Here is a 23,403-nt window from a genome sequence, read left to right as displayed (position 1 = left end):
GCTGACAGTGCTGGCTAGGCGACGGTCCAGGTGTCCTTGCCCGCCAGCAGACCGGCCAGCTCGCCGGCCCCGCGCTGCTGCACCGCGGTCTCCAACTGGTCGGCCATCAGGGTGTCGTAGACCGGCCGCCGGACGCTGCGCAGCACGCCGATCGGGGTGCGGTGCAGGGTGTCGTTGTCGGCCAGCCGGGAGAGCGCGAAGGCCGTCACGGGGCTGGCCGCGTGGGCGTCGTGGACCAGCACCTCGGCCCGGTTGGCGTCGGTGACCTCGGCGACGGTCAGCTCGCCGGTGGCCGGGTCGCGGAAGACGCCCTGGTCGGCGAAGGTGATCGGCTGCCCGTGCTCCAGGCGGATCAGCGCCCGCTCGGCGCCGGCCGGGTCCTTGAGCGCGTCGAAGGCGCCGTCGTTGAAGATGTTGCAGTTCTGGTAGATCTCCACCAGCGCGGTGCCCTGGTGCTCGGCGGCGGCGCGCAGCACCGAGGTCAGGTGCTTGCGGTCGGAGTCGAGGCTGCGGGCGACGAAGGTGGCCTCGGCGCCGAGCGCGAGCGAGAGCGGGTTGAACGGCGCGTCCAGCGAGCCCATCGGGGTGGACTTGGTGATCTTGCCGACCTCCGAGGTCGGCGAGTACTGACCCTTCGTCAGTCCGTAGATCCGGTTGTTGAAGAGCAGGATCTTCAGGTTGACGTTGCGGCGCAGCGCGTGGATCAGGTGGTTGCCGCCGATCGACAGCGAGTCGCCGTCCCCGGTGACCACCCAGACGCTCAGGTCGCGCCGGGTGGTGGCGAGGCCGGTGGCGATCGCCGGCGCCCGGCCGTGGATCGAGTGCACCCCGTAGGTGTTCATGTAGTACGGGAACCGCGAGGAGCAGCCGATCCCGGAGACGAAGACGGTGTTCTCCCGCCGGATGCCCAGCTCCGGCATGAAGGACTGCACCGCCGCCAGGATCGCGTAGTCCCCGCAGCCCGGGCACCAGCGCACCTCCTGGTCGGTCCGGAAGTCCTTGGCGCTCTGCAGCGCGTCGGCCTTCGGCACCAGCTTCAGGGAGGTGAAGCCGGAATTCTCAGTGGCACTCATTCGTCGTCGCTCCCGTCCAGCGTCCCGATCGCCGCCCACAGCACATCCGCCAACTGCGCCGCCTTGAACGGCAGTCCGCGCACCTGGTTGTAGGACTGGGCGTCCACCAGGTACTTGGCCCGGAGCAGCATGGCCAGCTGGCCCAGGTTCATCTCGGGCACGATGACCTTGTCGTAACTCCCCAGCACCGCACCCAGGTTGGCCGGGAAGGGGTTGAGGTTGCGCAGGTGCGCCTGGGCGACCTTGCCGCCGTCCGCCCTCAGTCGGCGCACCGCTGCGGTGATCGGGCCGTAGGTGGAGCCCCAGCCGATCACCAGCACCCGGGCCTGGCCGTCCGGGTCGTCGACCTCGATCGGGCGCACCGCGACGCCGTCCACCTTGGCCTGCCGGGTGCGAACCATCAGGTCGTGGTTGGCCGGGTCGTAGGAGATGTTGCCGGTGCCGTCCTGCTTCTCGATACCGCCGATCCGGTGCTCCAGACCGGCCGTGCCGGGCACCGCCCACGGGCGGGCCAGGGTCTGCGGATCACGCTTGTAGGGCCAGAACTCCCCCTCGGGGGTGTTCGGACCGGTGGCGAAGTCCGGCTCGATCACCGGGAGTTCGTCCACCCCCGGGATCCGCCAGGGCTCCGAGCCGTTGGCCAGGTAGCCGTCCGAGAGCAGCAGCACCGGGGTCCGGTAGGTGACCGCGATCCGGGCCGCCTCCAGCGCCGCCTCGAAGCACTCGGCCGGGGTGGCCGGAGCCACGATCGGCACCGGCGCCTCGCCGTTGCGCCCGAACATCGCCTGCAGCAGGTCGGCCTGCTCGGTCTTGGTCGGCAGCCCGGTGGACGGGCCGCCGCGCTGGATGTCCACCACCAGCAGCGGCAGTTCGAGCGAGACCGCCAGGCCGATGGTCTCCGACTTCAGCGCCACGCCCGGCCCCGAGGTGGTGGTGACGCCCAGCGCGCCGCCGAACGCCGCGCCGAGCGCAGCCCCGATACCGGCGATCTCGTCCTCCGCCTGGAAGGTCCGCACGCCGAAGTTCTTGTGCTTGGACAGCTCGTGCAGGATGTCGGAGGCCGGGGTGATCGGGTAGGAGCCGAGGAAGAGCGGCAGGCCCGAGCGCTCGGAGGCGGCGATCAGGCCGTAGGAGAGCGCCAGGTTGCCGGAGATGTTGCGGTAGGTGCCGGCCGGCAGCTTGGCCGGCGGCACCTCGTAGGAGACCGCGAAGTCCTCGGTGGTCTCGCCGAAGTTCCAACCCGCCTTGAACGCCAGCACGTTGGCCTCGGCGATGGCCGGCTTCTTGGCGAACTTGGTGCGCAGGAACGATTCGGTCCCCTGGGTGGGCCGGTGGTACAGCCAGGAGAGCAGCCCGAGCGCGAACATGTTCTTGGCCCGGCCGGCGTCCTTGCGGGCCAGCCCGCTGTCCTTGAGCGCCTCCAGGGTCAGCGTGGTCAGCGGCACCTTGTGCAGGTGGAAGCCGTCCAGCGAGCCGTCGGTCAGCGGGTCGGCGGCGTAACCGACCTTCGCCAGCGCCCGCTTGGTGAACTCGTCGGTGTCGACGATGATCTCCGCGCCGTTCGGCAGGTCCGGCAGGTTGGCCTTGAGCGCGGCCGGGTTCATCGCCACCAGCACGTCGGGCGCATCGCCCGGGGTGAGGATGTCGTGGTCGGCGAAGTGCAGTTGGAAGCTGGAGACGCCGGGCAGGGTGCCCTGGGGGGCGCGGATCTCGGCAGGGAAGTTCGGCAGCGTGGAGAGGTCGTTGCCGAAGGACGCCGTCTCGGAGGTGAAGCGGTCCCCGGTGAGCTGCATGCCGTCGCCCGAGTCACCGGCGAACCGGATGATCACCCGGTCCACCTGCCGGACCGGCTTGGCGCGCCGGGGGGCGCCTGGTGCTGGTCGGCCGTTCGGCGCGCCCGGGCCGCCGCTCGCCGCCTCTGCCTGATCGACCTCGCTGGTCACTGCCGCGAACCTCCCTCAGGGGTACCAGCCGCGGGCGTGAGCCGTGTGCCCCGTCCGCCTGGTGCACCGATCGCATCCTATGCGGGTCGCGAATCCCTGGGCTGTAACTCGAGCGAAGCGGCGACAGGTGTATCCGCGGCCACCCGGGCGGTCGATCAGGCGGGCCCCGCCGGTCGGGAGTTCGCCCGAGGACCGGTCAGGAGTTCAGGTAGGTGAGCACCGCGAGCACCCGGCGGTGGTCCTCCGGGCTCTGCGCCAGGCCGAGCTTGAGGAAGATGTTGCTGACGTGCTTCTCCACCGCGCCGTGCGAGACCACCAGCTGCTTGGCCACCGCGGCGTTGGTCCGGCCCTCGGCCATCAGCGCGAGCACCTCGCGCTCGCGCGGGGTCAGCCCGGCCAGCACGTCGCCCTTGCGGCTGCGGCTGAGCAGTTGCTGCACCACCTCGGGGTCCAGCGCGGTGCCGCCGCCGGCCACCCGGACCACCGCGTCCACGAACTCGCGCACCTCGGCCACCCGGTCCTTGAGCAGGTAGCCGACCCCGCGGGTGGAGCCGGCCAGCAGCTCGGCGGCGTACTGCTGCTCCACGTGCTGGGAGAGCACCAGCACCCCGAGCTCCGGGAAGCTGCCGCGCAGCGCCACGCAGGCCCGCACGCCCTCGTCGGTGTGGGTCGGCGGCATCCGCACGTCGGCCACCACCACGTCGGGCAGCGCCTCGTCCTTCGCCAGCTCGTGGACGGTGCGGATCAGCGCCTCGCCGTCGCCGACCCCGGCGACCACCTCCAGTCCGCGGTCGGTGAGCAGCCGGATCAGGCCCTCCCGGAGCAGGACCGAGTCCTCGGCGATGACGACGCGCAGCATGGTGCTTCTCCCCCAGGACGATGATCGACGACGCTCCTGCGGAGCGCCGCTCACATGGTACGGATCGCCACCGCGTCGCAGAGACCCTGCAGTGCCGCCTTGGCCGGGCCGTCCGGCAGCGGGGCGAGCAGCGCGCGGGCCTCCTCGGCGTAGCGCAGCGTCTCGCGGCGGGCGCGCTCCAGGGCCGGGTGCCGGCGCAGCAGGCGCAGCACCTCGGCGTGCACCTGGTCGTCCGTCAGGTCCTGCTCGAGCAGCTCGCGCAGCCGGGCGTCCTCGGGGTCGCTCTCGTCCACCGGCATCGACTTCAGCAGCAGCAGCGGCAGCGTGGGCACGCCCTCGCGCAGGTCGGTGCCGGGGGTCTTGCCGGACTCGTGGCCGTCGCTGGCGATGTCCAGCACGTCGTCGGCCAGCTGGAAGGCGATGCCCATCTTCTCGCCGTACTCGGTGAGGATGTCCACCACCCAGGGCTCGGCACCGGACATCAGCGCGCCGAACCGGCCGGAGACGGCGATCAACGCGCCGGTCTTGCCGGCCAGCACGTCCAGGTAGTGGGCCAGCTGGTCCTCGTCGGGGCGGGGCCCGGCGGTCTCCAGGATCTGCCCGGTGACCAGCCGCTCGAAGGCGTCGGCCTGGATCCGGACCGCCTCGGGGCCGAGGTCCGCGAGCACCTGGGAGGCGCGGGAGAAGAGGAAGTCGCCGGTCAGGATGGCCACCGAGTTGTCCCAGCGGGCGTTGACGGTGGGCACCCCACGGCGCACCGGGGCCTCGTCCATCACGTCGTCGTGGTACAGCGTGGCCAGGTGGGTCAGCTCGACCACCACGGCGGCCGGCACCACGCCGGGCGCGGCCGGGTCGCCGAACTGGGCGGCCAGCATCACCAGCAGCGGGCGGAAGCGCTTGCCGCCGGCCTTGATCAGGTGGTTCGCGGTGATGGCGATCAGCGGCCGGTCGCTCTTCACGGCCTCGGCCATGGCGGCCTCCACCGCCTCGAGCCCGGCCTGGACGTCACGGGTCAGATCGCGGTCCTGCACGCTGAGCCCGAAGGGTTCCACGACGGTCACGAAGACCACTCCTGTCGCCGGTCGATCATGCGGTCCGGTCCCTGTTGCGGCCGCTGCCATCCCCAGCAGCGTATCCGGTCACGAGTGGATCACTGTACGGGCGTGCGGGTAGCGCGGCGAAGATCGCGCCGGGTCCGGGCCGCCGACGGCCCAGGACCCGGCGCACGGGCCGGTGAACAGCGCTGCCTCAGTGGGTGAACAGCGCTGCCTTGGAGGCCAGATCCAGGAAGTACTGCGGCAGCAGTCCCAGACCCAGCGTGACGATCACGCCCAGCGAGATCGCCATCGTGGTGAAGACGCTGGGGATCGCCACCGCCGGGCCGTTCGGCTGCGGGTCGGAGAAGAACATCAGCACGATCACCCGGATGTAGAAGAAGGCGGCCACCGCCGAGCTCAGCACACCGACGATCACCAGCGGCGTCGCGCCGCCCGCCGCCGCGGCCTGGAAGACCGCGAACTTCCCGGTGAAGCCGCTGGTCAGCGGGATCCCGGCGAAGGCCAGCAGGAAGAGCGCGAAGACCGCCGCGAGCAGCGGCGAGCGGCGCCCGAGCCCGGCCCAGCTGGACAGGTGGGTCGCCTCGCCCTTGGAGTCGCGCACCAGGGTGACCACGGCGAAGGCGCCCAGGGTGACGAAGGAGTAGGAGAGCAGGTAGAAGAGGACCGCCGCCAGCCCCTGCCGGTTGGTGGCGATCACGCCGGTCAGGATGAACCCGGCGTGCGCGATCGAGGAGTAGGCCAGCAGCCGCTTCACGTCCTGCTGGGTCACCGCGAGGATCGCGCCGGCCACCATGGTGAGGATCGCCACAGCCCACATCACCGGGCGCCAGTCCCAGCGCAGCCCGGGAAAGGCCACGTAGAAGAGGCGCAGCAGCGCGCCGAAGGCGGCGACCTTGGTGGCGGCGGCCATGAAGCCGGTCACCGGGGTCGGGGCGCCCTGGTAGACGTCCGGGGTCCAGGCGTGGAACGGGACGGCGCCGACCTTGAAGAGCAGGCCGACCGCGACCATCCCCAGGCCGATCAGCAGCAGCGCGTCGTTCTGGGTGCTGACCACCAGCCCCGGGGTGGCGGGGGCGGTGCCGGAGACCACGTCGGCGATCTCCGGCAGCCGGAAGGTGCCCGCGTACCCGTACAGCAGCGCGCTGCCGAACAGGAAGAAGGCCGAGGCGAAGGAGCCGAGCAGGAAGTACTTGACCGCCGCCTCCTGGGAGAGCAGCCGGCGCCGGCGGGCCAGCGCGCAGAGCAGGTAGAGCGGCAGCGAGAAGACCTCGAGGGCCACGAACATGGTCAGCAGGTCGTTGGCGGCCGGGAAGAGCAGCATCCCGCCGACCGCGAACAGGGTGAGCGGGTAGACCTCGGTGGAGGCGAAACCGGCCCGGGTGGCCTGCCGCTCCTGCTCGCTGCCCGGGGTGGCGGCGCCCTGCGCGGTGAAGGCGTCGCGCGGACCGCCCTCGGCGCGCGGGTCCAGGCCGCGCTCGGCGTAGAGCAGCACGGCGACCACCGCGGCGAGCAGGATCACGCCCTGCAGGAAGAGCGCGGGGCCGTCCAGTGCCACCGAGCCCATCGCGATCAGCCCGCTCTTGGTCGAGCCGTAGCCCTGGGAGGCGAGCACGATCAGCGCGATGAAGGCGCCGGCCAGGCCGGTCAGCGCCAGGCTGACCTGGGTGGCGTAGCGGGCCCGGCGCGGCAGGAAGGCCTCGGCCAGGATGCCCGCGACGGCCGTGCCGAAGACGATCAGCATCGGGGAGAGCTGGCCGTACTCGATCTGCGGGGCCGGGATGCTCGGCGTGTTGGCACCGGCCGCCGTCATCCACACGCTGTGGACGGACCCCGCGCCGTGGAGAAGGGGGACGCTCACTGCTGCTCACCTCCGGCAGGGATGGCCACCGGGTGGGCCGGGGCCGGGTCGGTCCGGTGGACCTGGGAGAGGGTGTCGGCCACCGCCGGGTTCACCAGGTCGGTGAGCGGCTTGGGGTAGATCCCGAAGACCAGGGTCAGCGCGATCAGCGGGGCGGCCACCAGCACCTCCCGGGCCTTCAGGTCGGGCATCTTGCTGACGCTCTCCCGGACCGGCCCGGTCATGGTGCGCTGGTAGAGGACCAGGACGTAGAGCGCGGCCAGCACGATGCCCAGGGTGGCGATCACGCCGAGCGCCGGGTAGCGGCTGAAGGTGCCGACCAGGACCAGGAACTCGCTGACGAACGGGGCCAGGCCGGGCAGCGAGAGGGTGGCCAGGCCGCCGATCAGGAAGGTGCCGGCCAGCACCGGGGCGACCTTCTGCACGCCGCCGAAGTCGGCGATCAGGCGCGAGCCGCGCCGGGAGATCAGGAAGCCGGCGATCAGCATCAGCAGGGCGGTCGAGATGCCGTGGTTGACCATGTAGAGGGTGGCGCCGCTCTGGCCCTGGCTGGTCATCGCGAAGATGCCCAGGATGATGAAGCCGAAGTGCGAGATCGAGGCGTAGGCGACCAGCCGCTTGATGTCCTTCTGACCCACCGCCAGCAGTGCGCCGTAGATGATCCCGATCACCGAGAGCACCAGGATCGCGGGGGCGAAGAACTTCGAGGCGTCCGGGAAGAGGCCGAGGCAGAACCGGAGCATCGCGAAGGTGCCGACCTTGTCCACCACGGCGGTGATCAGCACGGCGGTGCCGGCCGTGGCCTCGCCCATCGCGTTCGGCAGCCAGGTGTGCAGCGGCCAGAGCGGGGCCTTCACCGCGAAGGCGAAGAAGAAGCCGAGGAAGAGCGCCCGTTCGGCGGTCGGGTTGATCACCAGCTTGCCGTCGGCCACCGCCGAGGTGAGCGTCTGGAGGTCGAAGGTGCCCAGCCCCTGGCCCTGCGCGATCACGTACAGGCCGATCACGGCGGCCAGCATGACCAGGCCGCCGAGCAGGTTGTAGAGCAGGAACTTGACTGCCGCGTAGGAGCGTTGGCGGGAGGCTTCGGGGCCGCCCGCCTTGTCGCCGAAGCCGCCGATCAGGAAGTACATCGGGATCAGCATGGCTTCGAAGAAGACGTAGAAGAGGAAGACGTCGGTGGCCAGGAAGGAGACGATCACCATCGCCTCGACGGCCAGGATCAGCGCGAAGAAGCCCTGCGTCCTGCGACGGTTCTCGAAGGTGCCGTCCGGTGAGGGGGCGGGGTCCGCGTCGTGCCAGGAGGCCAGCATCACCAGCGGCACCAGCACCGAGGTGAGCAGCACCAGCACCGCGGCGATGCCGTCCACCCCGAGCGAGAAGTCGATCCCGAAGGAGCGGATCCAGCTGTGCGACTCGGTGAGTTGGTAGCGCGCGCCGCCGGGCTTGAAGTCGGCGGCGATCAGCCCGGTCAGCGCGAGGGTGACCACGGAGAAACCGAGCGCGACGCTCTTGGTGATGCGCCGCCGGGACTCGCTGGTGCCGGCGGGCAGCGCGGCGGTGAGGATCGCCCCGGCGGCCGGGACGGCACAGGTGGCGGTCAGCAGGTAGCTCATGTGCCCGCCTCCTGACGATGCCTCGGATTTGTCAGACGATTCATCAGCTCGACCTCATCAGGAGAGTCGTGGCGACCAGCACCAGCGTGCCGCCGAACATGGAGAGGGCGTAGGAACGGACGTAGCCGTTCTGCACCCGGCGCAGCCGAGCGGAGATGCCCCCGATGCTCGCGGCCAGGCCGTTGACGAAGCCGTCCAGACCCCTGCTGTCGAAGAAGACCAGCGCCGCGGTGAGCGCGGAGCCGGGACGCACCAGGACGGCGTGGTTGAAGTCGTCCTGCAGCAGGTCGCGGCGGGCCGCCCGGGTGAGCGCCGAGCCGACCGGCGGGACCACCGGCACCGGCGCGCGCCCGTAGACCGCGTAGGCGAGCCCGGCCCCGGCCAGCATGCAGGCGATGCTGAGCGCCATGATCACGCCGGACGGCAGCGGGGAGTTGCCCTCGCTGAACCCGGTGATCGGCTCCAGCCAGTGCTGGAAGGAGTTGTTGAGGACGAACAGGCCACCGGCGAGGACCGAGCCGACGGACAGCAGGACCATCGGGATGGTCATCGACTTCGGGGACTCGTGCGGGTGCGGCTGGTGGCCCTCGCCCGTGGCAGAGCCGCTGATGTCTGCAGTCGGCTGCCAGCGCTTCTCGCCGAAGAAGGTCAGCAGCATCACCCGGGTCATGTAGAACGCGGTGATCGCCGCGCCGATCAGGGTGATGGTGCCCAGGATCCAGCCCTCGGCGCCGCCCTTGGCGAAGGCGGCCTCGATGATCCGGTCCTTGGACCAGAAGCCGGACGGGCCGGGGAACCCGATGATCGCCAGGTAGCCGAGCCCGAAGGTGACGTAGGTGATCGGCATGTACTTGCGCAGGCCGCCGTAGTGACGCATGTTCACCTCGTCGTTCATCCCGTGCATGACCGACCCGGCGCCGAGGAAGAGCCCGGCCTTGAAGAAGCCGTGGGTGACCAGGTGCATGATCGCGAAGACGTAGCCGATCGGGCCCAGGCCCGCCGCCAGGATCATGTAGCCGATCTGCGACATGGTCGAACCGGCCAGCGCCTTCTTGATGTCGTCCTTGGCGCAACCGACGATCGCACCGAAGATCAGCGTCACCGCACCGACGCAGACCACCGCGAGCTGTGCGTCCGGCGCCAGGTTGAAGATCGCGTTCGAGCGGGTGATCAGGTAGACGCCGGCGGTCACCATGGTGGCCGCGTGGATCAGCGCGGAGACCGGGGTCGGGCCCTCCATCGCGTCGCCGAGCCAGCTCTGCAGCGGCACCTGGGCCGACTTGCCGCAGGCCGCGAGCAGCAGCAGCAGCCCGATCGCGGTCAGCCGCCCGCTGCTCGCCTCGTGCGCGGTGGCGAAGACCGGGCCGAAGGCGAAGCTGCCGAACTGGGTGAACATCAGCATGATCGCGATGGAGAGGCCCATGTCGCCGACCCGGTTGACGATGAACGCCTTCTTGGCCGCGGTGGCCGCGCTCGGCTTGTGCTGCCAGAAGCCGATCAGCAGGTACGAGGCAAGCCCGACGCCCTCCCAACCGACGTACAGCAGCAGGTAGTTGTCCGCCAGCACGAGCAGCAGCATGGCGGCCAGGAAGAGGTTGAGGTAGCCGAAGAAGCGGCGGCGGCGCTCGTCGTGCTCCATGTAGCCCACGGAGTAGACGTGGATCAGGGTGCCGACACCGGTGATCAGCAGGACGAAGGTCATCGAGAGCTGGTCGAGCTGGAAGGAGACGTCGGCCTGGAAGGTGCCCACCGAGATCCAGCTGAACAGGTGCTCGTGGACCGGGCGTTGGTCGACGCTGCGGCCCAGCATGCTGCTGAACAGCACCAGCGCGAAGACGAAGGAGAGCAGCGCCGCGAAGGTGCCCAGCCAGTGGCCGAACCGGTCGAGCGCACGGCCGCCGAGCAGCAGCAGGGCAGCCCCGACCAGCGGCGCTGCGATGAGCAGCGGAATAAGAGAGTTCACCCTGGGCCCCTACAGCTTCATCAGGTTGCTGTCGTCGACCGAAGCCGAGTGCCTGGTACGGAAGATGCTCACGATGATCGCCAGGCCCACCACGACCTCGGCCGCCGCGACCACCATGGTGAAGAAGGCCAGGATCTGGCCGTCCAGGTTGTCGTGCAGCCGGGAGAAGGTGACCAGGGCCAGGTTGGAGGCGTTGAGCATCAGCTCCACGCACATGAACAGGACGATCGCGTTGCGCCGGACCAGCACCCCGGACGCCCCGATGGTGAACAACAGGGCTGCGAGATAGAGGTAGTTGACGGGGTTCACTCGCCATCCTCCCGGTTCTGCGCGGAATCGTCCGTCGACTTGTGGTGGTTCGGCACCGGCTCCAGCGCGGGGCGCGGCTGGCTGGGCAGCGGCGGGCGCTCGGAGGACGGGCGGCCCAGCCACTCGGCCGTGGTGTTCTCCAGCTCGGCCATCCGGTGCAGCATGTCCTGGCTGACGTCGCGGATCTGGCCGCGCTCGCGCAGGGTGGCCATCACCGAGTCCTCGGCGATGGTGCCGTCCGGCAGCAGGCCCGCGATGTCCACCGCGTTGTGCCGGGCGTAGACGCCGGGCGCCGGCAGCGGCGGGACCTGCTTGTTCTCCCGCACCCGCCGGGCCGCCAGCTCCCGCTGGCTGCTCGGGGCGGTCACGTGCTCGCGGTGGGTCAGCAGCATCGCGCCGATCGCCGCGGTGATCAGCAGCGCGCCGGTGACCTCGAAGGCCCAGACGTACTTGGTGAAGATCAGCCGGGCCAGGCCCTGCACGTTGCCCTCGGCGTTGGCCTCGGCCAGGCCAGGGAAGTGCCCGAGCCTGGCGTGCGCGATGCCGGCGATCAGCAGCGCCCCGAAGCCCAGGCCGCAGAGCACGGCGGCCGCCCGCTGGCCCTTCAGCTGCTCCTTGAGCGAGTCGGCGGAGGTGACGCCGACCAGCATCACCACGAAGAGGAAGAGCATCATGATCGCGCCGGTGTAGACCACGATCTGCACCACGCCCAGGAAGACCGCGCCCTGGGCCAGGTAGCAGATCGCCAGCGCGATCATGGTGGCGGCCAGGCAGAGCGCGCTGTGCACCGCCTTGCGCATGGTCAGCATGCCGAGCGCGCCACCGACCGCGATCACCGCGAGCACCCAGAACTGGACCGCCTCACCGGTGGAGGTCATGCGGTCACCTCCGTGCCGTTGTCGTGCCGCTCCTGGGTGGGCGTGCCGGGCGCGGCGTGGGTGACCTCGCCGCGGTAGTACGCGCCCTCCTCGGTCCCCGGGTACATCTCGTGCGGCGGCGCGACCATGCCCTCGGTCAGGCCGGCCAGCAGCTGCTCCTTGGTGAAGATCAGGTCGGCCCGCGAGGAGTCGGCCAGCTCGTACTCGTTGGTCATGGTCAGCGCGCGGGTCGGGCAGGCCTCGATGCACAGCCCGCAGAGGATGCAGCGGGCGTAGTTGATCTGGTAGACAGCGCCGTACCGCTCACCCGGGGAGTAGCGCTCCTCCTCGGTGTTGTCGGCGCCCTCCACGTAGATCGCGTCCGCCGGGCAGGCCCAGGCGCACAACTCGCAGCCGACGCACTTCTCCAGGCCGTCGGGGTGGCGGTTGAGCTGGTGGCGGCCGTGGAACCGGGGGGCGGTGGGCTTCTTCTGCTCCGGGTACTGCTCGGTCAGCCGCTTCTTGAACATGGCCGTGAAGGTCACGCCGAAGCCTGCGGCCGGGCCCAGCAGCGACGGCTTGTCGTCGGACTCTGGCATCTCGGTTCAGCTCCCTTCGCAATGGTTGGCGCCGTTGGCGCCGTTCAGCGCGTCTTCCAACGGCTTCGGCGGGGCGGCCTGCGGCACCCGGCTGCGCCGACGCGGCACCGGGGGCAGGTGCTGGCCGGGCAGCGGTGGAACGGGGTAGCCGCCGGCCATCGGGTCGAACTCGGCCGGTGGCTCGAGCTGCTGCGGCTGCTCCTTGTGCCGGAAGGCGTCCCAGAGCAGCGAGAGCAGCAGCACCGCGGCCACCGGGGCGCCCACGTAGAGCACCACCTGGCCGAAGCCCTGACCGTCGTTGCGCAGCGCCCGGACACTGGCCACCATCACCAGCCAGACCAGCGAGACCGGGATCAGCACCTTCCAGCCGAGCTTCATGAACTGGTCGTAGCGCAGCCGGGGCAGCGTGCCGCGCAGCCAGATGAAGAAGAAGAGCAGCAGCTGGATCTTGATGATGATCCAGAGCAGCGGCCACCAGCCGTGGTTGGCGCCGGCCCAGAAGGTGGAGATCGGCCACGGGGCCCGCCAGCCGCCCAGGAAGAGCGTGCTCGCGACCGCCGAGACGGTCACCATGTTGACGTACTCGGCCAGCATGAACATCGCGAACTTCAGCGAGCTGTACTCGGTGTTGAAGCCGCCGACCAGCTCGCCCTCGGCCTCCGGCAGGTCGAACGGCGCCCGGTTGGTCTCACCGACCATCGCGATGATGTAGACGATGAACGAGACCGGCAGCAGCACCGCGAACCAGGTGGACTGCTGCGAGTCGACGATCTGCGAGGTCGACATCGACCCGGAGTAGATGAAGACCGCCGCGAACGAGAGCCCCATCGCGATCTCGTAGGAGATCATCTGGGCCGCCGAGCGCACCCCGCCGAGCAGCGGGTAGGTGGAACCGGAGGACCAGCCCGCCAGCACGATGCCGTAGATCCCGATCGAGGCGGTGGCCAGGATGTAGAGCAGGGCCACCGGCAGGTCGGTCAGCTGCATCGGGGTGCGGGTGCCGAAGATCGAGATCTCGTTGTCGGCCGGGCCGAACGGGATCACCGCGATCGCCATGAAGGCCGGGATCGCGCAGACCACGGGGGCCAGGATGTAGACCACCTTGTCCGCCCCGGAGACCACCAGGTCCTCCTTGAGGGCGAGCTTCACGCCGTCGGCCAGCGACTGCAGCATGCCCCAGGGGCCGTGCCGGTTGGGGCCGATCCGCAGCTGCATCCAGGCGACGACCTTGCGCTCCCAGACGATCGAGACCAGCACGGTGATCAGCAGGAAGGCGAAGCAGAAGAGCGCCTTGATGACGACCAGCCACCACGGGTCACGCCCGAAGAAGCCGAGCGTCTGGTAGCCGGCGGCGTAAGCCTGGTGACCGGCGGCGTATGTCCAGTGCGCCATTACTCCTCCCCTCCTGCCGGGGCGATGGTGACCAGGTGGCCGACCGTGGTGCCGAGCGTGCGGTGGACACCGGAGCCGGCGGAATTGAGCGGCAGCCAGACGGTGCGTTCCGGCATCTCCGCGGTGATCTCCAGCGGCAGCACCAGCGAGCCGGCCGGCCCGCTGACCCGCAGCCGGCCCCCGCTCGCGCCGATCTCCGCGGCAGTGCCGGGCGAGAGCCGGGCCACCGCCCGGTGCCGGGTGCCGGCCAGGTGCTCGTCGCCCTGCTGGAGGCTGCCCCGGTCCAGCAGCAGCCGCCAACCGGCCAGCACCGCCTGTCCGGTGGCGGGCCGGGGCAGCGGAGCCGGGTGCCCGGCCGGCGCGGCCGGGCGGTCGCCGGTCCACGGGGTGAAGGCGTCAAGCTCGCGCCGGGCGGCCCGCACGTCGGGCAGTCCCAGGTCGTGGCCGAGCGCGTCCGCCAGCATGTTCAGCACCCGCACGTCGGTGTTCAGATGACGGCCCATCAGCTGGTCGGGCTTCAGTGCCGCCTCGAAGAGGCGGACCCGGCCCTCCCAGTCCAGGAAGGTGCCGGCCTTCTCGGCGACCGCGGCCACCGGAAGCACCACGTCGGCGTGTTGGGTGACCGCCGAGGGCCGAAGCTCCAGCGAGACCACGAAGCCGACCCGGGTCAGCGCCTCCTCGGCGAGCTGCGGATCGGGTAGGTCGTCGGGGTCGACGCCGCCGATCACCAGCGCGTCCAGGTCGCCGTGCGCGGCGGCGGCCAGGATCTGGCCGGTGTCGCGCCCCAGCCGGGCGGGCAGTTCGGCCACCCCCCAGGCGGCGGCGGCCTCGGCCCGGGCGGCCGGCACGGTGACCGGACGGCCGCCGGGCAGCAGGCCCGGCAGCGCACCGGCCTCCAGCGCGCCGCGCTCGCCGGCCCGGCGCGGGATCCAGGCCAGCCGGGCGCCGGTGGCATGCGCCAGGCGCAGCGCCGAGGTCAGCGCGCCGGCCGTCTGGGCCAGGCGCTCACCGACCAGGATCACCGCCCCCGGCTGCCGCAGCAGGCCCGCGGCCCGCCCGGCCTCGTCGCTCAGCGGCTCCTCGGCGGCCAGCGCGCCGAGCCACTCGGCCTCGGTGCCGGGGGCGGTCGGCAGCAGCGCGCCGCCCAGCTTGCCCAGGCCCCGGGAGCGGTGGTCGGCGATCGCGAAGACCTTCAGGCCCTTGCTGCTCGCCTTGCGCAGCCGCAGGAAGACGATCGGCGACTCCTCCTCGGGCTCGAAGCCCGCGAGCAGCACGGTCGGTGCGGCCTCCAGCGCCGCGTACGTCACGCCCTGCTGGTCCAGGTCCACACCGTGACCCGCGATCGCGACGGCCAGGAAGTCCGCCTCCTCGCCGCTGTGCGGACGGGCCCGGAAGTCCACGTCGTTGGTGCCGAGCACCACCCGGGCGAACTTGGCGTAGCCGTAGGCGTCCTCGACCGTCACCCGGCCGCCGGTCAGCACCGCCGTGCGCGAGCCGGTCAGGCCCTCGGCGGCGGCGGCCAGCGCCTGCGGCCAGGAGGTGGTCACCAGCTCACCGGTGGCCTGGTCGCGCACCAGCGGACTGGCCAGCCGGTCGCGCTGCTGGGCGTAGCGGAAGGCGAACCGGCCCTTGTCGCAGTTCCACTCCTCGTTGACCTCCGGGTCCTCGCCGGCCAGGCGCCGCAGCACCTTGCCGCGCCGGTGGTCGGTGCGCTGCGCGCAGCCCGAGGAGCAGTGCTCGCAGACGCTGGGCGAGGAGACCAGGTCGAACGGGCGGGAGCGGAACCGGTAGGCGGCCGAGGTGAGCGCGCCGACCGGGCAGATCTGGATGGTGTTGCCGGAGAAGTACGAGGCGAAGTCGTCGCCCGCCCCGGTGCCGACCTGCTCCAGCGCCCCGCGCTCCAGCAACTCGATGAACGGGTCACCGGCGATCTGCTGGGAGAAGCGGGTGCAGCGGGCGCAGAGCACGCAGCGCTCGCGGTCCAGCAGCACCTGGCTGCTGATCGGGATCGGCTTCTGGTAGGTCCGCTTCATGCCATCGAAGCGGGAGTCGGCGCCGCCGGTGGACATCGCCTGGTTCTGCAGCGGGCACTCGCCGCCCTTGTCGCAGACCGGGCAGTCCAGCGGGTGGTTGATCAGCAGCAGCTCCATCACGCCGCGCTGCGCCTTCTCGGCGACCGGCGAGCTGAGCTGGGTGCGGACCACCATGCCCTCGGCGACCGGGATGGTGCAGGAGGCGACCGGCTTGCGCTGGCCCTCGATCTCCACGATGCACTGCCGGCAGGCGCCGACCGGGTCGAGCAGCGGGTGGTCGCAGAACCGGGGCACCTGGGTGCCGATCCGCTCGGCCGCCCGGATCACCAAGGTGCCCTTGGGGACCTGGACTTCGACGCCGTCGATGGTGAGCGTGACGAGGTCGACGGCGGGCTTGGCCGGGGCCGTGGGTGGGTCTGTGACGGTCACGCGTGCACCTCCCTCTCGGTGGCGGGCTGGGGGGTCTTGGCCGGCTTGGCGTCGGCCCAGACGGTGGCGGCGGCCGGGTCGAACGGGCAGCGGCGCTCGGCCAGATGCTGCTCGTACTCGGCGCGGAAGTGCTGCAGCGAGGAGGCGATCGGGCTGGCCGCGCCGTCGCCGAGCGCGCAGAAGGACTTGCCGTTGATGTTGTCGGCGATGTCCAGCAGCTTCTCCAGGTCACCGGCCTCGCCCGCGCCGGCCTCGATCCGCTTGAGCAACTGGACCAGCCAGTAGGTCCCTTCGCGGCACGGGGTGCACTTGCCGCAGGACTCGTGGGCGTAGAACTCGGTCCACCGGGTGACCGCGCGGACCACGCAGGTGGTCTCGTCGAAGATCTGCAGCGCCTTGGTGCCGAGCATCGAGCCGGCCGCGCCCACGCCTTCGTAGTCGAGCGGCACGTCGAGCTGCTGGTCGGTGAACATCGGCGTCGAACTGCCGCCCGGGGTCCAGAACTTGAGCCGGTGCCCGGCCCGCACCCCGCCGCTGATCTCGAGCAGCTGACGCAACGTCACACCCAGCGGTGCCTCGTACTGTCCGGGGTTGGTGACGTGCCCGGAGAGCGAGTAGAGGGTGAAGCCGGGCGACTTCTCGGTGCCCAGCGAGGTGAACCACTCCTTGCCCCGAGCCAGGATCGCGGGCACCGAGGCGATCGACTCGACGTTGTTGACCACCGTCGGACAGGCGTACAGGCCCGCGACGGCCGGGAACGGCGGGCGCAGGCGCGGTTGGCCGCGCCGGCCCTCCAGCGAGTCGAGCAGCGCCGTCTCCTCGCCGCAGATGTAGGCGCCGGCGCCGGCGTGCACGGTGATGTCCAGGTCGACCCCGGAACCGAGGATGTCCCGGCCCAGGTAGCCCCCCTCGTACGCCTCGGCGACGGCCGCGTGCAGCCGGCGCAGCACCGGCACCACCTCGCCGCGCAGGTAGATGAAGGCGTGGTCGCAGCGGATCGCGTAGCAGGCGATCACCATGCCCTCGATCAGCGCGTGCGGGTTGGCGAAGAGCAGCGGGATGTCCTTGCAGGTCCCGGGCTCCGACTCGTCGGCGTTGACCACCAGGTAGTGCGGCTTGCCGTCGTTCTGCGGGATGAACTGCCACTTCATCCCGGTCGGGAAGCCGGCGCCGCCGCGGCCGCGCAGGCCGGACTCCTTGACCAGGGCGATCAGCGCGTCGGGGTCCATCGCCAGGGCCTTGCGCAGGCCCTGGTAGCCGTCGTGGCGGTGGTAGGTCTCCAGCGACCAGGGCCTCGGGTCGCCCCAGGAGGCCGAGAGCACGGGGCTGAGCAGCTTCTCGGCCGGCTCGGTGGCGGTCATCACGCCTCCGTCCCTTCTCCTCGGGGGGAGACCACGCGGGCGCCCGGGGTGCCCGGCAGCGACTCGCCCTTGGCCAGCCGCAGTCCGGCCAGCGACGGGGCGCCGCCCGCGCCGGACTCCTCGTTGGCGCCCTCGCGGGCGTCCGGGAAACCGGCCAGGATCCTGGCCGTCTCCTTGAACGAGCAGAGCCTGGCGCCCCGGGTGGGGCGCACCTCGGCGCCCGCCCGCAGGTCGTCGACCAGTTGCTTGGCGCTCTGCGGGGTCTGGTTGTCGAAGAACTCCCAGTTGACCATCACCACCGGCGCGTAGTCGCAGGCCGCGTTGCACTCGATGTGCTCGATCGAGAGCTTCCCGTCCTCGGTGGTCTCGTTGTTGCCGATCCCGAGGTGCTCCTGGAGCTCCTCGAAGATCTGGTCGCCGCCGAGCACCGCGCAGAGCGTGTTGGTGCACACCCCCACGTGGTACTCGCCGGCGGGCCGGCGCCGGTACATCGTGTAGAAGGTGGCGACCGCCGTGACCTCGGCGGTGGTCAGCTCCAACTGCTCGGCGCAGAACCGGATTCCGGTGCTGCTGACGTGGCCCTCCTCGGCCTGGACCAGGTGCAGCAGCGGCAGCAGCGCGGAACGGGACTGCGGGTAGCGGCCGATCAGCTCCTTCGCGTCCGCGGCGAGGCGCTGGTGCACCTCGGGTGGGTACGGCTTGGCCGGCAGCGCCGGCAGGCCGAGTTCAGTGCTGGTCACCGGTCCACGCCTCCCATCACCGGGTCGATCCCGGCCACCGCCACGATCACGTCGGCGACTTGGCCGCCCTCGCACATCGCCGCCATCGACTGCAGATTGGTGAACGACGGGTCCCGGAAGTGCACCCGGTACGGGCGGGTGCCGCCGTCGCTCACCACGTGCACGCCGAGTTCGCCCTTGGGCGACTCGACCGCCGCGTACGCCTGGCCGACCGGGACCCGGAAGCCCTCGGTGACCAGCTTGAAGTGGTGGATCAGGGCCTCCATCGAGGTGCCCATGATCTTCCGGATGTGGTCCAGCGAGTTGCCCATCCCGTCCGGGCCGATGGCCAGTTGGGCCGGCCAGGCGATCTTCTTGTCGGCCACCATCACCGGTCCGGGCTTGAGCCGGTCCAGGCACTGCTCGACGATCCGCAGCGACTGCCTCATCTCCTCCAGGCGGATCAGGAACCGCCCGAAGGAGTCCGCGGTGTCGGCCACCGCGACGTCGAACTCGTAGTCCTGGTAACCGCAGTAGGGATCCGACTTGCGCAGGTCCTGCGGCAGCCCGGTGGCCCGCAGGATCGGCCCGGTGGCGCCCAGCGCCAGGCAGCCGGCCAGGTCGAGGTGGCCGACGTCGACCAGCCGGGCCTTGAAGACCGGGTTGCCGGTGGCCAGTTTGTCGTACTCGTGCATCCGGGTGCGGAACAGCTTCACCGCCTCGCGGATCTGGTCGACCGCGCCCGGCGGCAGGTCCTGGGCCAGGCCGCCGGGGCGCACGTAGGCGTGGTTCATCCGCAGGCCGGTGACCAACTCGAAGATGTCCAGGATGAGTTCGCGGTCCCGGAAGCCGTAGATCATCAGCGTGGTGGAGCCGATCTCCATACCGCCGGTGGCCAGGCAGACCAGGTGCGAGGAGATCCGGTTCAGCTCCATCATCAGCACCCGGATCACGGTGGCCCGGTCCGGGATCTGGTCGGTGATGCCGAGCAGCTTCTCCACCGCCAGGCAGTAGGCGGTCTCGTTGAAGAGCGGGGTGAGGTAATCCATCCGGGTCACGAAGGTGGTGCCCTGCACCCAGGAGCGGAACTCCATGTTCTTCTCGATGCCGGTGTGCAGGTAGCCGATGCCGCACCGGGCTTCGGTCACCGTCTCCCCGTCGATCTCCAGGATCAGGCGCAACACCCCGTGGGTGGAGGGGTGTTGCGGACCCATGTTGACGATGATGCGTTCGTCGTCGGCGCGGGCGACCGCCTCGACCACCTCGCCCCAGTCGCCACCGGTGACGGTGAAGACCCGGCCCTCGGTGGTCTCGCGCGCTCCCGCCTCGTATTCGGTGCTGCTCATCAGGAGTACGACCTCCGCTGGTCGGGTGCCGGGATCTGGGCGCCCTTGTACTCGACGGGGATGCCGCCGAGCGGGTAGTCCTTGCGCTGCGGGTGGCCCAGCCAGTCGTCCGGCATCATGATCCGGGTCAGCGCCGGGTGGCCCTCGAAGACGATCCCGAAGAAGTCGTAGGTCTCGCGCTCGTGCCAGTCGTTGGTCGGGTAGACGCTGACCACCGAGGGGATCCGCGGGTCACTGTCCGGCGCGGTGACCTCGAGCCGGATCAGCCGGGTGTGGGTGATCGAGCGCAGGTGGTAGACGGCGTGCAGCTCGCGGCCCGCCTCGCTCGGATAGTGCACGCCGCTGACCCCGAGGCAGAGTTCGAAGCGCAGCGCCGGGTCGTCGCGCAGCGTCCGCACAGTCTGCACTAGGTGCTCGCGGGCGATCTGGAAGGTCAGTTCGCCCCGGTCGACCACGGTCTTCTCGATCACGGCGGCCGGCGTCAGGCCCTGCTCCTCCAGCGCGCCCTCCAGCTCGTCGGCCACCTCGTCGAACCAGCCGCCGTACGGGCGTTCGGCCGGCGCGGGCAGCACGATGGCGGCGGCCAGGCCGCCGAAGCCGGAGGTGTCGCCGCTGCCCTGGGCGCCGAACATGCCCTGGCGCTTGCCGACCACCTCGACCGGGAGCTCGGACCGGCCGTTCGGAATGGGAGTGTTGTCGCTCATCGCTGCTGCCACCCCATCTCGCTGGTCGGCGTGGCGTGCAGCGCGAGTTCCTCGGCCTTCTCCTGCGCCCGCCGCTTGTTCACCCCGAGCGGCTCGTGCTGGATCTTCTGGTGCAGCTTGAGGATCGCGTCCAGCAGCATCTCCGGGCGGGGCGGGCACCCCGGCAGGTAGATGTCCACGGGGACGATGTGGTCCACGCCCTGGACGATCGCGTAGTTGTTGAACATGCCACCCGAGGACGCGCAGACGCCCATCGAGATGACCCACTTGGGGTTGGCCATCTGGTCGTAGACCTGGCGCAGCACCGGGGCCATCTTCTGGCTGACCCGTCCCGCCACGATCATCAGATCGGCCTGCCGGGGCGAGCCCCGGAAGACCTCCATGCCGAACCTGGCCAGGTCGTAGCGGCCGGCCCCCGTGGTCATCATCTCGATGGCGCAGCAGGCCAGCCCGAAGGTGGCCGGGAAGACCGAGGCCTTTCTCACCCAGCCCGCGGCACTCTCCACCGTGGTGAGCAGAAAGCCGCTCGGCAGCTTCTCCTCGATTCCCATCTACCCCATCCCTCTCAGTGGCCTCAAATCCGGCTGATCGCAGCGCTGTTGGTGCCGGGTGTCGCGCTGGTCCCGCTCGTCGGGCTGACCCCGCTTGTCACACCACTCCTGTCAGTCCCACTCCAGGCCGCCGCGCCGCCAGACGTAGGCGTAGGCGACGAAGACGGTGGCGATGAACAGGAGCATCTCGACCAGCCCGAAGATCCCCAGGGCGTCGAAGCTGACCGCCCACGGGTAGAGGAAGACGATCTCGATGTCGAAGACGATGAAGAGCATCGCCGTCAGGTAGTACTTGATCGGGAACCGCCCGCCGCCCAGCGGCTGCGGGGTCGGTTCGATACCGCACTCGTAGGCTTCCAACTTGGCCCGGTTGTAGCGCTTCGGGCCGGTCAGCGAAGCCATCGCGACGGAGCCGACCGCGAACGCCGCCGCGATGGCACCGAGTACGAGGATCGGCGCGTAGGCATTCATCCGCCCTCGCTCCCTCCGTCCGGTCGTCCTTGACTGCAGATCGGATATGCCGGGTCACTGTGGGGTGATCCGGTGATCCGGTTCCTGAGATCCACCCCATGTGAGGCAGTTCACAAAGCCCGGATCGAGCGCATCCTATGCCCGTCCGCTTGTGATCTGCGACACGCGGTCCGACGGGATCTTTGTGATCTACGACACCTCGCGGACCGGTAGCCACGGCGGGGAGTCGCAAGATATGAACGCAACGGACCCAGGTGATCGCAAACAGTCATTTTTGTCGGCGAAGCGGCTGGTCAGAGGGGCTTCGCTATATCAACTATGCAGCGATCTTGGCAAATCTCACGGCTTCATGTTGACGTGATAGAGGCCCTCGCTCGCAGGGGTGACGCGGGAGGGGCACGCGCTTGACCCCCGGTTCACAAGCGCACAACGGGAGCCGCGCCACTGCGGACGAGTCCGGCCTGAGGCGTCGGCCTGAGGCGTCGGGCTGTGGGCGTCAGGCTGTGGGCGTCGGGCTGTGGGCGTCAGGCCGGCACGGACTCGGGCAGCGGCTCGGCGCTCGGCAGGACGGCGCGGCGGCCGGCCTCGGTGCCGAGCAGGACGAACAGGCCGCCGAGCAGGGCCACGGCGTTGAGGCGGTCGCCGCCGAGCGCGATGCCGCAGACTGCCGCCCAGAGTGGCTCGGTGCCGAGCAGCAGGCTGACCCGCGAGGGGGAGGTGGCGCGCACCGCCCACATCTGGACGAAGAACGCGAACAGCGTGCAGAGCAGCGCGAGATAGAGCAGCAGGCCCCACTGGCCCGCCGACCAGTGCGCCGCCACCCGCCACGGCGCGGGCCCGGCGAACGGGCTGACGATGGTGAACACGGCGGTGGCGAAAGCCAGTTGCACCCAGGTCAGGGCGGCCGAGTCGACCCCGCGCAGGGCCCGGCCGCGCGAGATCGCCAGCACGTTCACCGTTCGCAGGACGGCCGCGCCCAGCACCAGCAGGTCCCCGGGCGAGGGCGCCCGCAGCCCCGCGCCCTCGGTCAGCAGGCCGACGCCGAGCAGCGAGAGGGCCGCCGCGCCGAGGAAGGCGCGCGGTATCGCGGTGCGGCTGACCAGGCTCTCGGCGAGCGGGGTGAAGATCATCGTCAGGCTGATGATCAGCCCGGCATTGGTGGCGGAGGTGTGCACCGCCCCGTACGTCTCCAGCAGGAAGATGCCGCCCAGGATCCCCCCGAGCAGCGCGCCCGCCCGCCACTGCGCCGCCCGCAGCGCACGCAGGCCGCGCCAGGCGAACGCCCCGAACAGCGGCAGCACCACGCCGAACCGCACGACCAGCATCGCCACCACGGTGTCGGGCGTGGCCAGATGCTTCACCACGAGGAAGCTGGAGCCCCACACCACGGCCACCGCGAGCAGCGGCAGGTCGGCCAACGACGAGCGGCCTGCTTGTGAAGCGCTTCGCATGCGAGGTCCGTCCGTCGGGGGCCGTCGATCCGATCATCGTTCCGCAGCTGCGCGCCGGTGATCAACTGCTTTGCCGCTGTAGGCTGCCGCTCGTCGGCGCCGGTACGCGGACGCGAAGCGCTCTGGTCGCCGCGCGCGGGCCGGACCCGACTCAGCCCCGGGTCCCTCGGCGAACAACCCGAGTGCCGGTACCGCTCCAGCGTCCCGCCAGGGACAATGAGGGCGGGTGCCAAGAGGAGGTGAAAGGACCGTGAGCGTTGCCACCGCTGACCACAGCGGGCCCTGGACCGTGGAAGACGTCCTGGCTCTGCCCGAAGACACCCGCCATCGTGTCGAGCTGGTCGGGGGAGCACTCCTGATGAGCCCGAACCCCGGCGTTCCCCACCAGCGGGCCAGCTCCCGCCTCTGGGCGATCCTGGACGCCGCCATCGAGGCGTGCGGCGCACCGTTCGAGGTGCTGGAGGCGGTCAACGTCATCGTTCCCGACGGCCTGCTCATCCCCGACCTGGTCGTGGCGGACGCCGACGCCGCCGCTGATGCCGGCACCACGCTGAGCGCGCACGGCATCGTCGTGGCCATCGAGATCGCCTCGCCCTCCACTCGCGTCACCGACAAGAAGATGAAGCCCGCCCTGTATGCGGCTGCGGGTATTCCGCACTACTGGCGACTCGAACTCGAACCCACTCCCCGCCTCTACCTCGGCCAGCTTGAGCGCGGCGCCTACACCGACCGTCTGGTCCAGATCGGCGAGAGCACCGCCCTGACCGAGCCTTTCCCGCTCAACCTCGACCCTGCCGCGCTGCGCCGCTAGGGG

20 protein-coding genes are annotated in these 23,403 nt (G+C 70.6%); 1 reads left to right on the top strand and 19 read right to left on the bottom strand.

Annotated elements, in window-relative coordinates; translation table 11 throughout:
• Positions 1–14: 14 nt before the first annotated feature.
• The 19 genes from OG403_RS21495 to OG403_RS21405 form a co-directional block, all read right to left on the bottom strand.
• Positions 15–1,073: a 2-oxoacid:ferredoxin oxidoreductase subunit beta gene (locus OG403_RS21495; protein ID WP_329566808.1), complete on the bottom strand. Its 1,059-nt coding sequence runs from the start codon at positions 1,071–1,073 to the stop codon at positions 15–17.
• Complete coding sequence (locus OG403_RS21490) at positions 1,070–3,016, bottom strand: 2-oxoacid:acceptor oxidoreductase subunit alpha (RefSeq protein ID WP_442910949.1); 1,947 nt, start codon at positions 3,014–3,016, stop codon at positions 1,070–1,072. Before OG403_RS21490 ends, OG403_RS21495 begins: the two co-directional genes overlap by 4 nt.
• A 196-nt stretch (positions 3,017–3,212) precedes the next feature.
• On the bottom strand, positions 3,213–3,872 hold the full coding sequence (locus tag OG403_RS21485; protein ID WP_329572427.1) for a response regulator transcription factor: 660 nt from the start codon (positions 3,870–3,872) through the stop codon (positions 3,213–3,215).
• Between the two features lie 53 nt (positions 3,873–3,925).
• Positions 3,926–4,936: a polyprenyl synthetase family protein gene (locus OG403_RS21480; RefSeq protein ID WP_329566807.1), complete on the bottom strand. Its 1,011-nt coding sequence runs from the start codon at positions 4,934–4,936 to the stop codon at positions 3,926–3,928.
• 187 nt (positions 4,937–5,123) lie between these two features.
• Positions 5,124–6,743, bottom strand: coding sequence for an NADH-quinone oxidoreductase subunit NuoN (gene nuoN, locus OG403_RS21475; protein ID WP_329572426.1), 1,620 nt, complete (start codon positions 6,741–6,743; stop codon positions 5,124–5,126).
• A 44-nt stretch (positions 6,744–6,787) separates the two neighbouring features.
• The gene (locus OG403_RS21470; protein WP_329566805.1) at positions 6,788–8,404 is read right to left on the bottom strand and encodes an NADH-quinone oxidoreductase subunit M; all 1,617 of its coding nucleotides are present in this window, start codon (positions 8,402–8,404) and stop codon (positions 6,788–6,790) included.
• A 43-nt stretch (positions 8,405–8,447) separates the two neighbouring features.
• Positions 8,448–10,367, bottom strand: a complete 1,920-nt coding sequence (gene nuoL, locus OG403_RS21465) for an NADH-quinone oxidoreductase subunit L (protein ID WP_329566803.1) — start codon at positions 10,365–10,367, stop codon at positions 8,448–8,450.
• 9 nt (positions 10,368–10,376) lie between these two features.
• Positions 10,377–10,676, bottom strand: coding sequence for an NADH-quinone oxidoreductase subunit NuoK (nuoK, locus tag OG403_RS21460; protein ID WP_329566801.1), 300 nt, complete (start codon positions 10,674–10,676; stop codon positions 10,377–10,379).
• A complete protein-coding gene (locus tag OG403_RS21455; RefSeq protein WP_329566798.1) occupies positions 10,673–11,554 on the bottom strand; it encodes an NADH-quinone oxidoreductase subunit J in 882 nt (293 codons plus the stop codon). The genes nuoK and OG403_RS21455 overlap by 4 nt, the downstream gene beginning before the upstream one ends.
• Positions 11,551–12,132, bottom strand: coding sequence for an NADH-quinone oxidoreductase subunit NuoI (gene nuoI, locus OG403_RS21450; protein ID WP_329566795.1), 582 nt, complete (start codon positions 12,130–12,132; stop codon positions 11,551–11,553). Before nuoI ends, OG403_RS21455 begins: the two co-directional genes overlap by 4 nt.
• 6 nt (positions 12,133–12,138) lie before the next feature.
• On the bottom strand, positions 12,139–13,524 hold the full coding sequence (gene nuoH / locus OG403_RS21445; RefSeq protein WP_329566793.1) for an NADH-quinone oxidoreductase subunit NuoH: 1,386 nt from the start codon (positions 13,522–13,524) through the stop codon (positions 12,139–12,141).
• Positions 13,524–15,986 (bottom strand): NADH-quinone oxidoreductase subunit G, encoded by a 2,463-nt coding sequence (locus OG403_RS21440; protein ID WP_329566790.1) that lies wholly within the window; start codon positions 15,984–15,986, stop codon positions 13,524–13,526. Before OG403_RS21440 ends, nuoH begins: the two co-directional genes overlap by 1 nt.
• Positions 15,983–17,347, bottom strand: a complete 1,365-nt coding sequence (gene nuoF, locus OG403_RS21435) for an NADH-quinone oxidoreductase subunit NuoF (RefSeq protein ID WP_329566788.1) — start codon at positions 17,345–17,347, stop codon at positions 15,983–15,985. Before nuoF ends, OG403_RS21440 begins: the two co-directional genes overlap by 4 nt.
• Complete coding sequence (nuoE, locus tag OG403_RS21430; RefSeq protein WP_329566786.1) at positions 17,347–18,087, bottom strand: NADH-quinone oxidoreductase subunit NuoE; 741 nt, start codon at positions 18,085–18,087, stop codon at positions 17,347–17,349. The genes nuoF and nuoE overlap by 1 nt, the downstream gene beginning before the upstream one ends.
• Positions 18,084–19,412 (bottom strand): NADH-quinone oxidoreductase subunit D, encoded by a 1,329-nt coding sequence (locus OG403_RS21425; protein ID WP_329566784.1) that lies wholly within the window; start codon positions 19,410–19,412, stop codon positions 18,084–18,086. The genes nuoE and OG403_RS21425 overlap by 4 nt, the downstream gene beginning before the upstream one ends.
• Positions 19,412–20,116 (bottom strand): NADH-quinone oxidoreductase subunit C, encoded by a 705-nt coding sequence (locus OG403_RS21420; RefSeq protein WP_329566782.1) that lies wholly within the window; start codon positions 20,114–20,116, stop codon positions 19,412–19,414. The genes OG403_RS21425 and OG403_RS21420 overlap by 1 nt, the downstream gene beginning before the upstream one ends.
• Positions 20,113–20,667 (bottom strand): NuoB/complex I 20 kDa subunit family protein, encoded by a 555-nt coding sequence (locus tag OG403_RS21415; protein WP_329566780.1) that lies wholly within the window; start codon positions 20,665–20,667, stop codon positions 20,113–20,115. The genes OG403_RS21420 and OG403_RS21415 overlap by 4 nt, the downstream gene beginning before the upstream one ends.
• Before the next feature lie 111 nt (positions 20,668–20,778).
• Positions 20,779–21,138 (bottom strand): NADH-quinone oxidoreductase subunit A, encoded by a 360-nt coding sequence (locus OG403_RS21410; protein ID WP_329566778.1) that lies wholly within the window; start codon positions 21,136–21,138, stop codon positions 20,779–20,781.
• Between the two features lie 524 nt (positions 21,139–21,662).
• On the bottom strand, positions 21,663–22,589 hold the full coding sequence (locus OG403_RS21405) for a DMT family transporter (RefSeq protein ID WP_329566776.1): 927 nt from the start codon (positions 22,587–22,589) through the stop codon (positions 21,663–21,665).
• Between the two features lie 226 nt (positions 22,590–22,815).
• Between OG403_RS21405 and OG403_RS21400 the strand changes: the two genes are divergently transcribed.
• Positions 22,816–23,400 carry a Uma2 family endonuclease gene (locus tag OG403_RS21400; RefSeq protein WP_329566774.1) on the top strand — a complete coding sequence of 195 codons (585 nt, stop codon included), beginning with the start codon at positions 22,816–22,818 and terminating at the stop codon, positions 23,398–23,400.
• Positions 23,401–23,403: the final 3 nt, after the last annotated feature.

This window comes from Kitasatospora sp. NBC_01266 (genome assembly GCF_036242395.1).
Classification (GTDB): domain Bacteria; phylum Actinomycetota; class Actinomycetes; order Streptomycetales; family Streptomycetaceae; genus Kitasatospora.
Note: the sequence above shows the minus strand (reverse complement) of the source record. Positions and strands in the feature narration are given on the sequence as shown.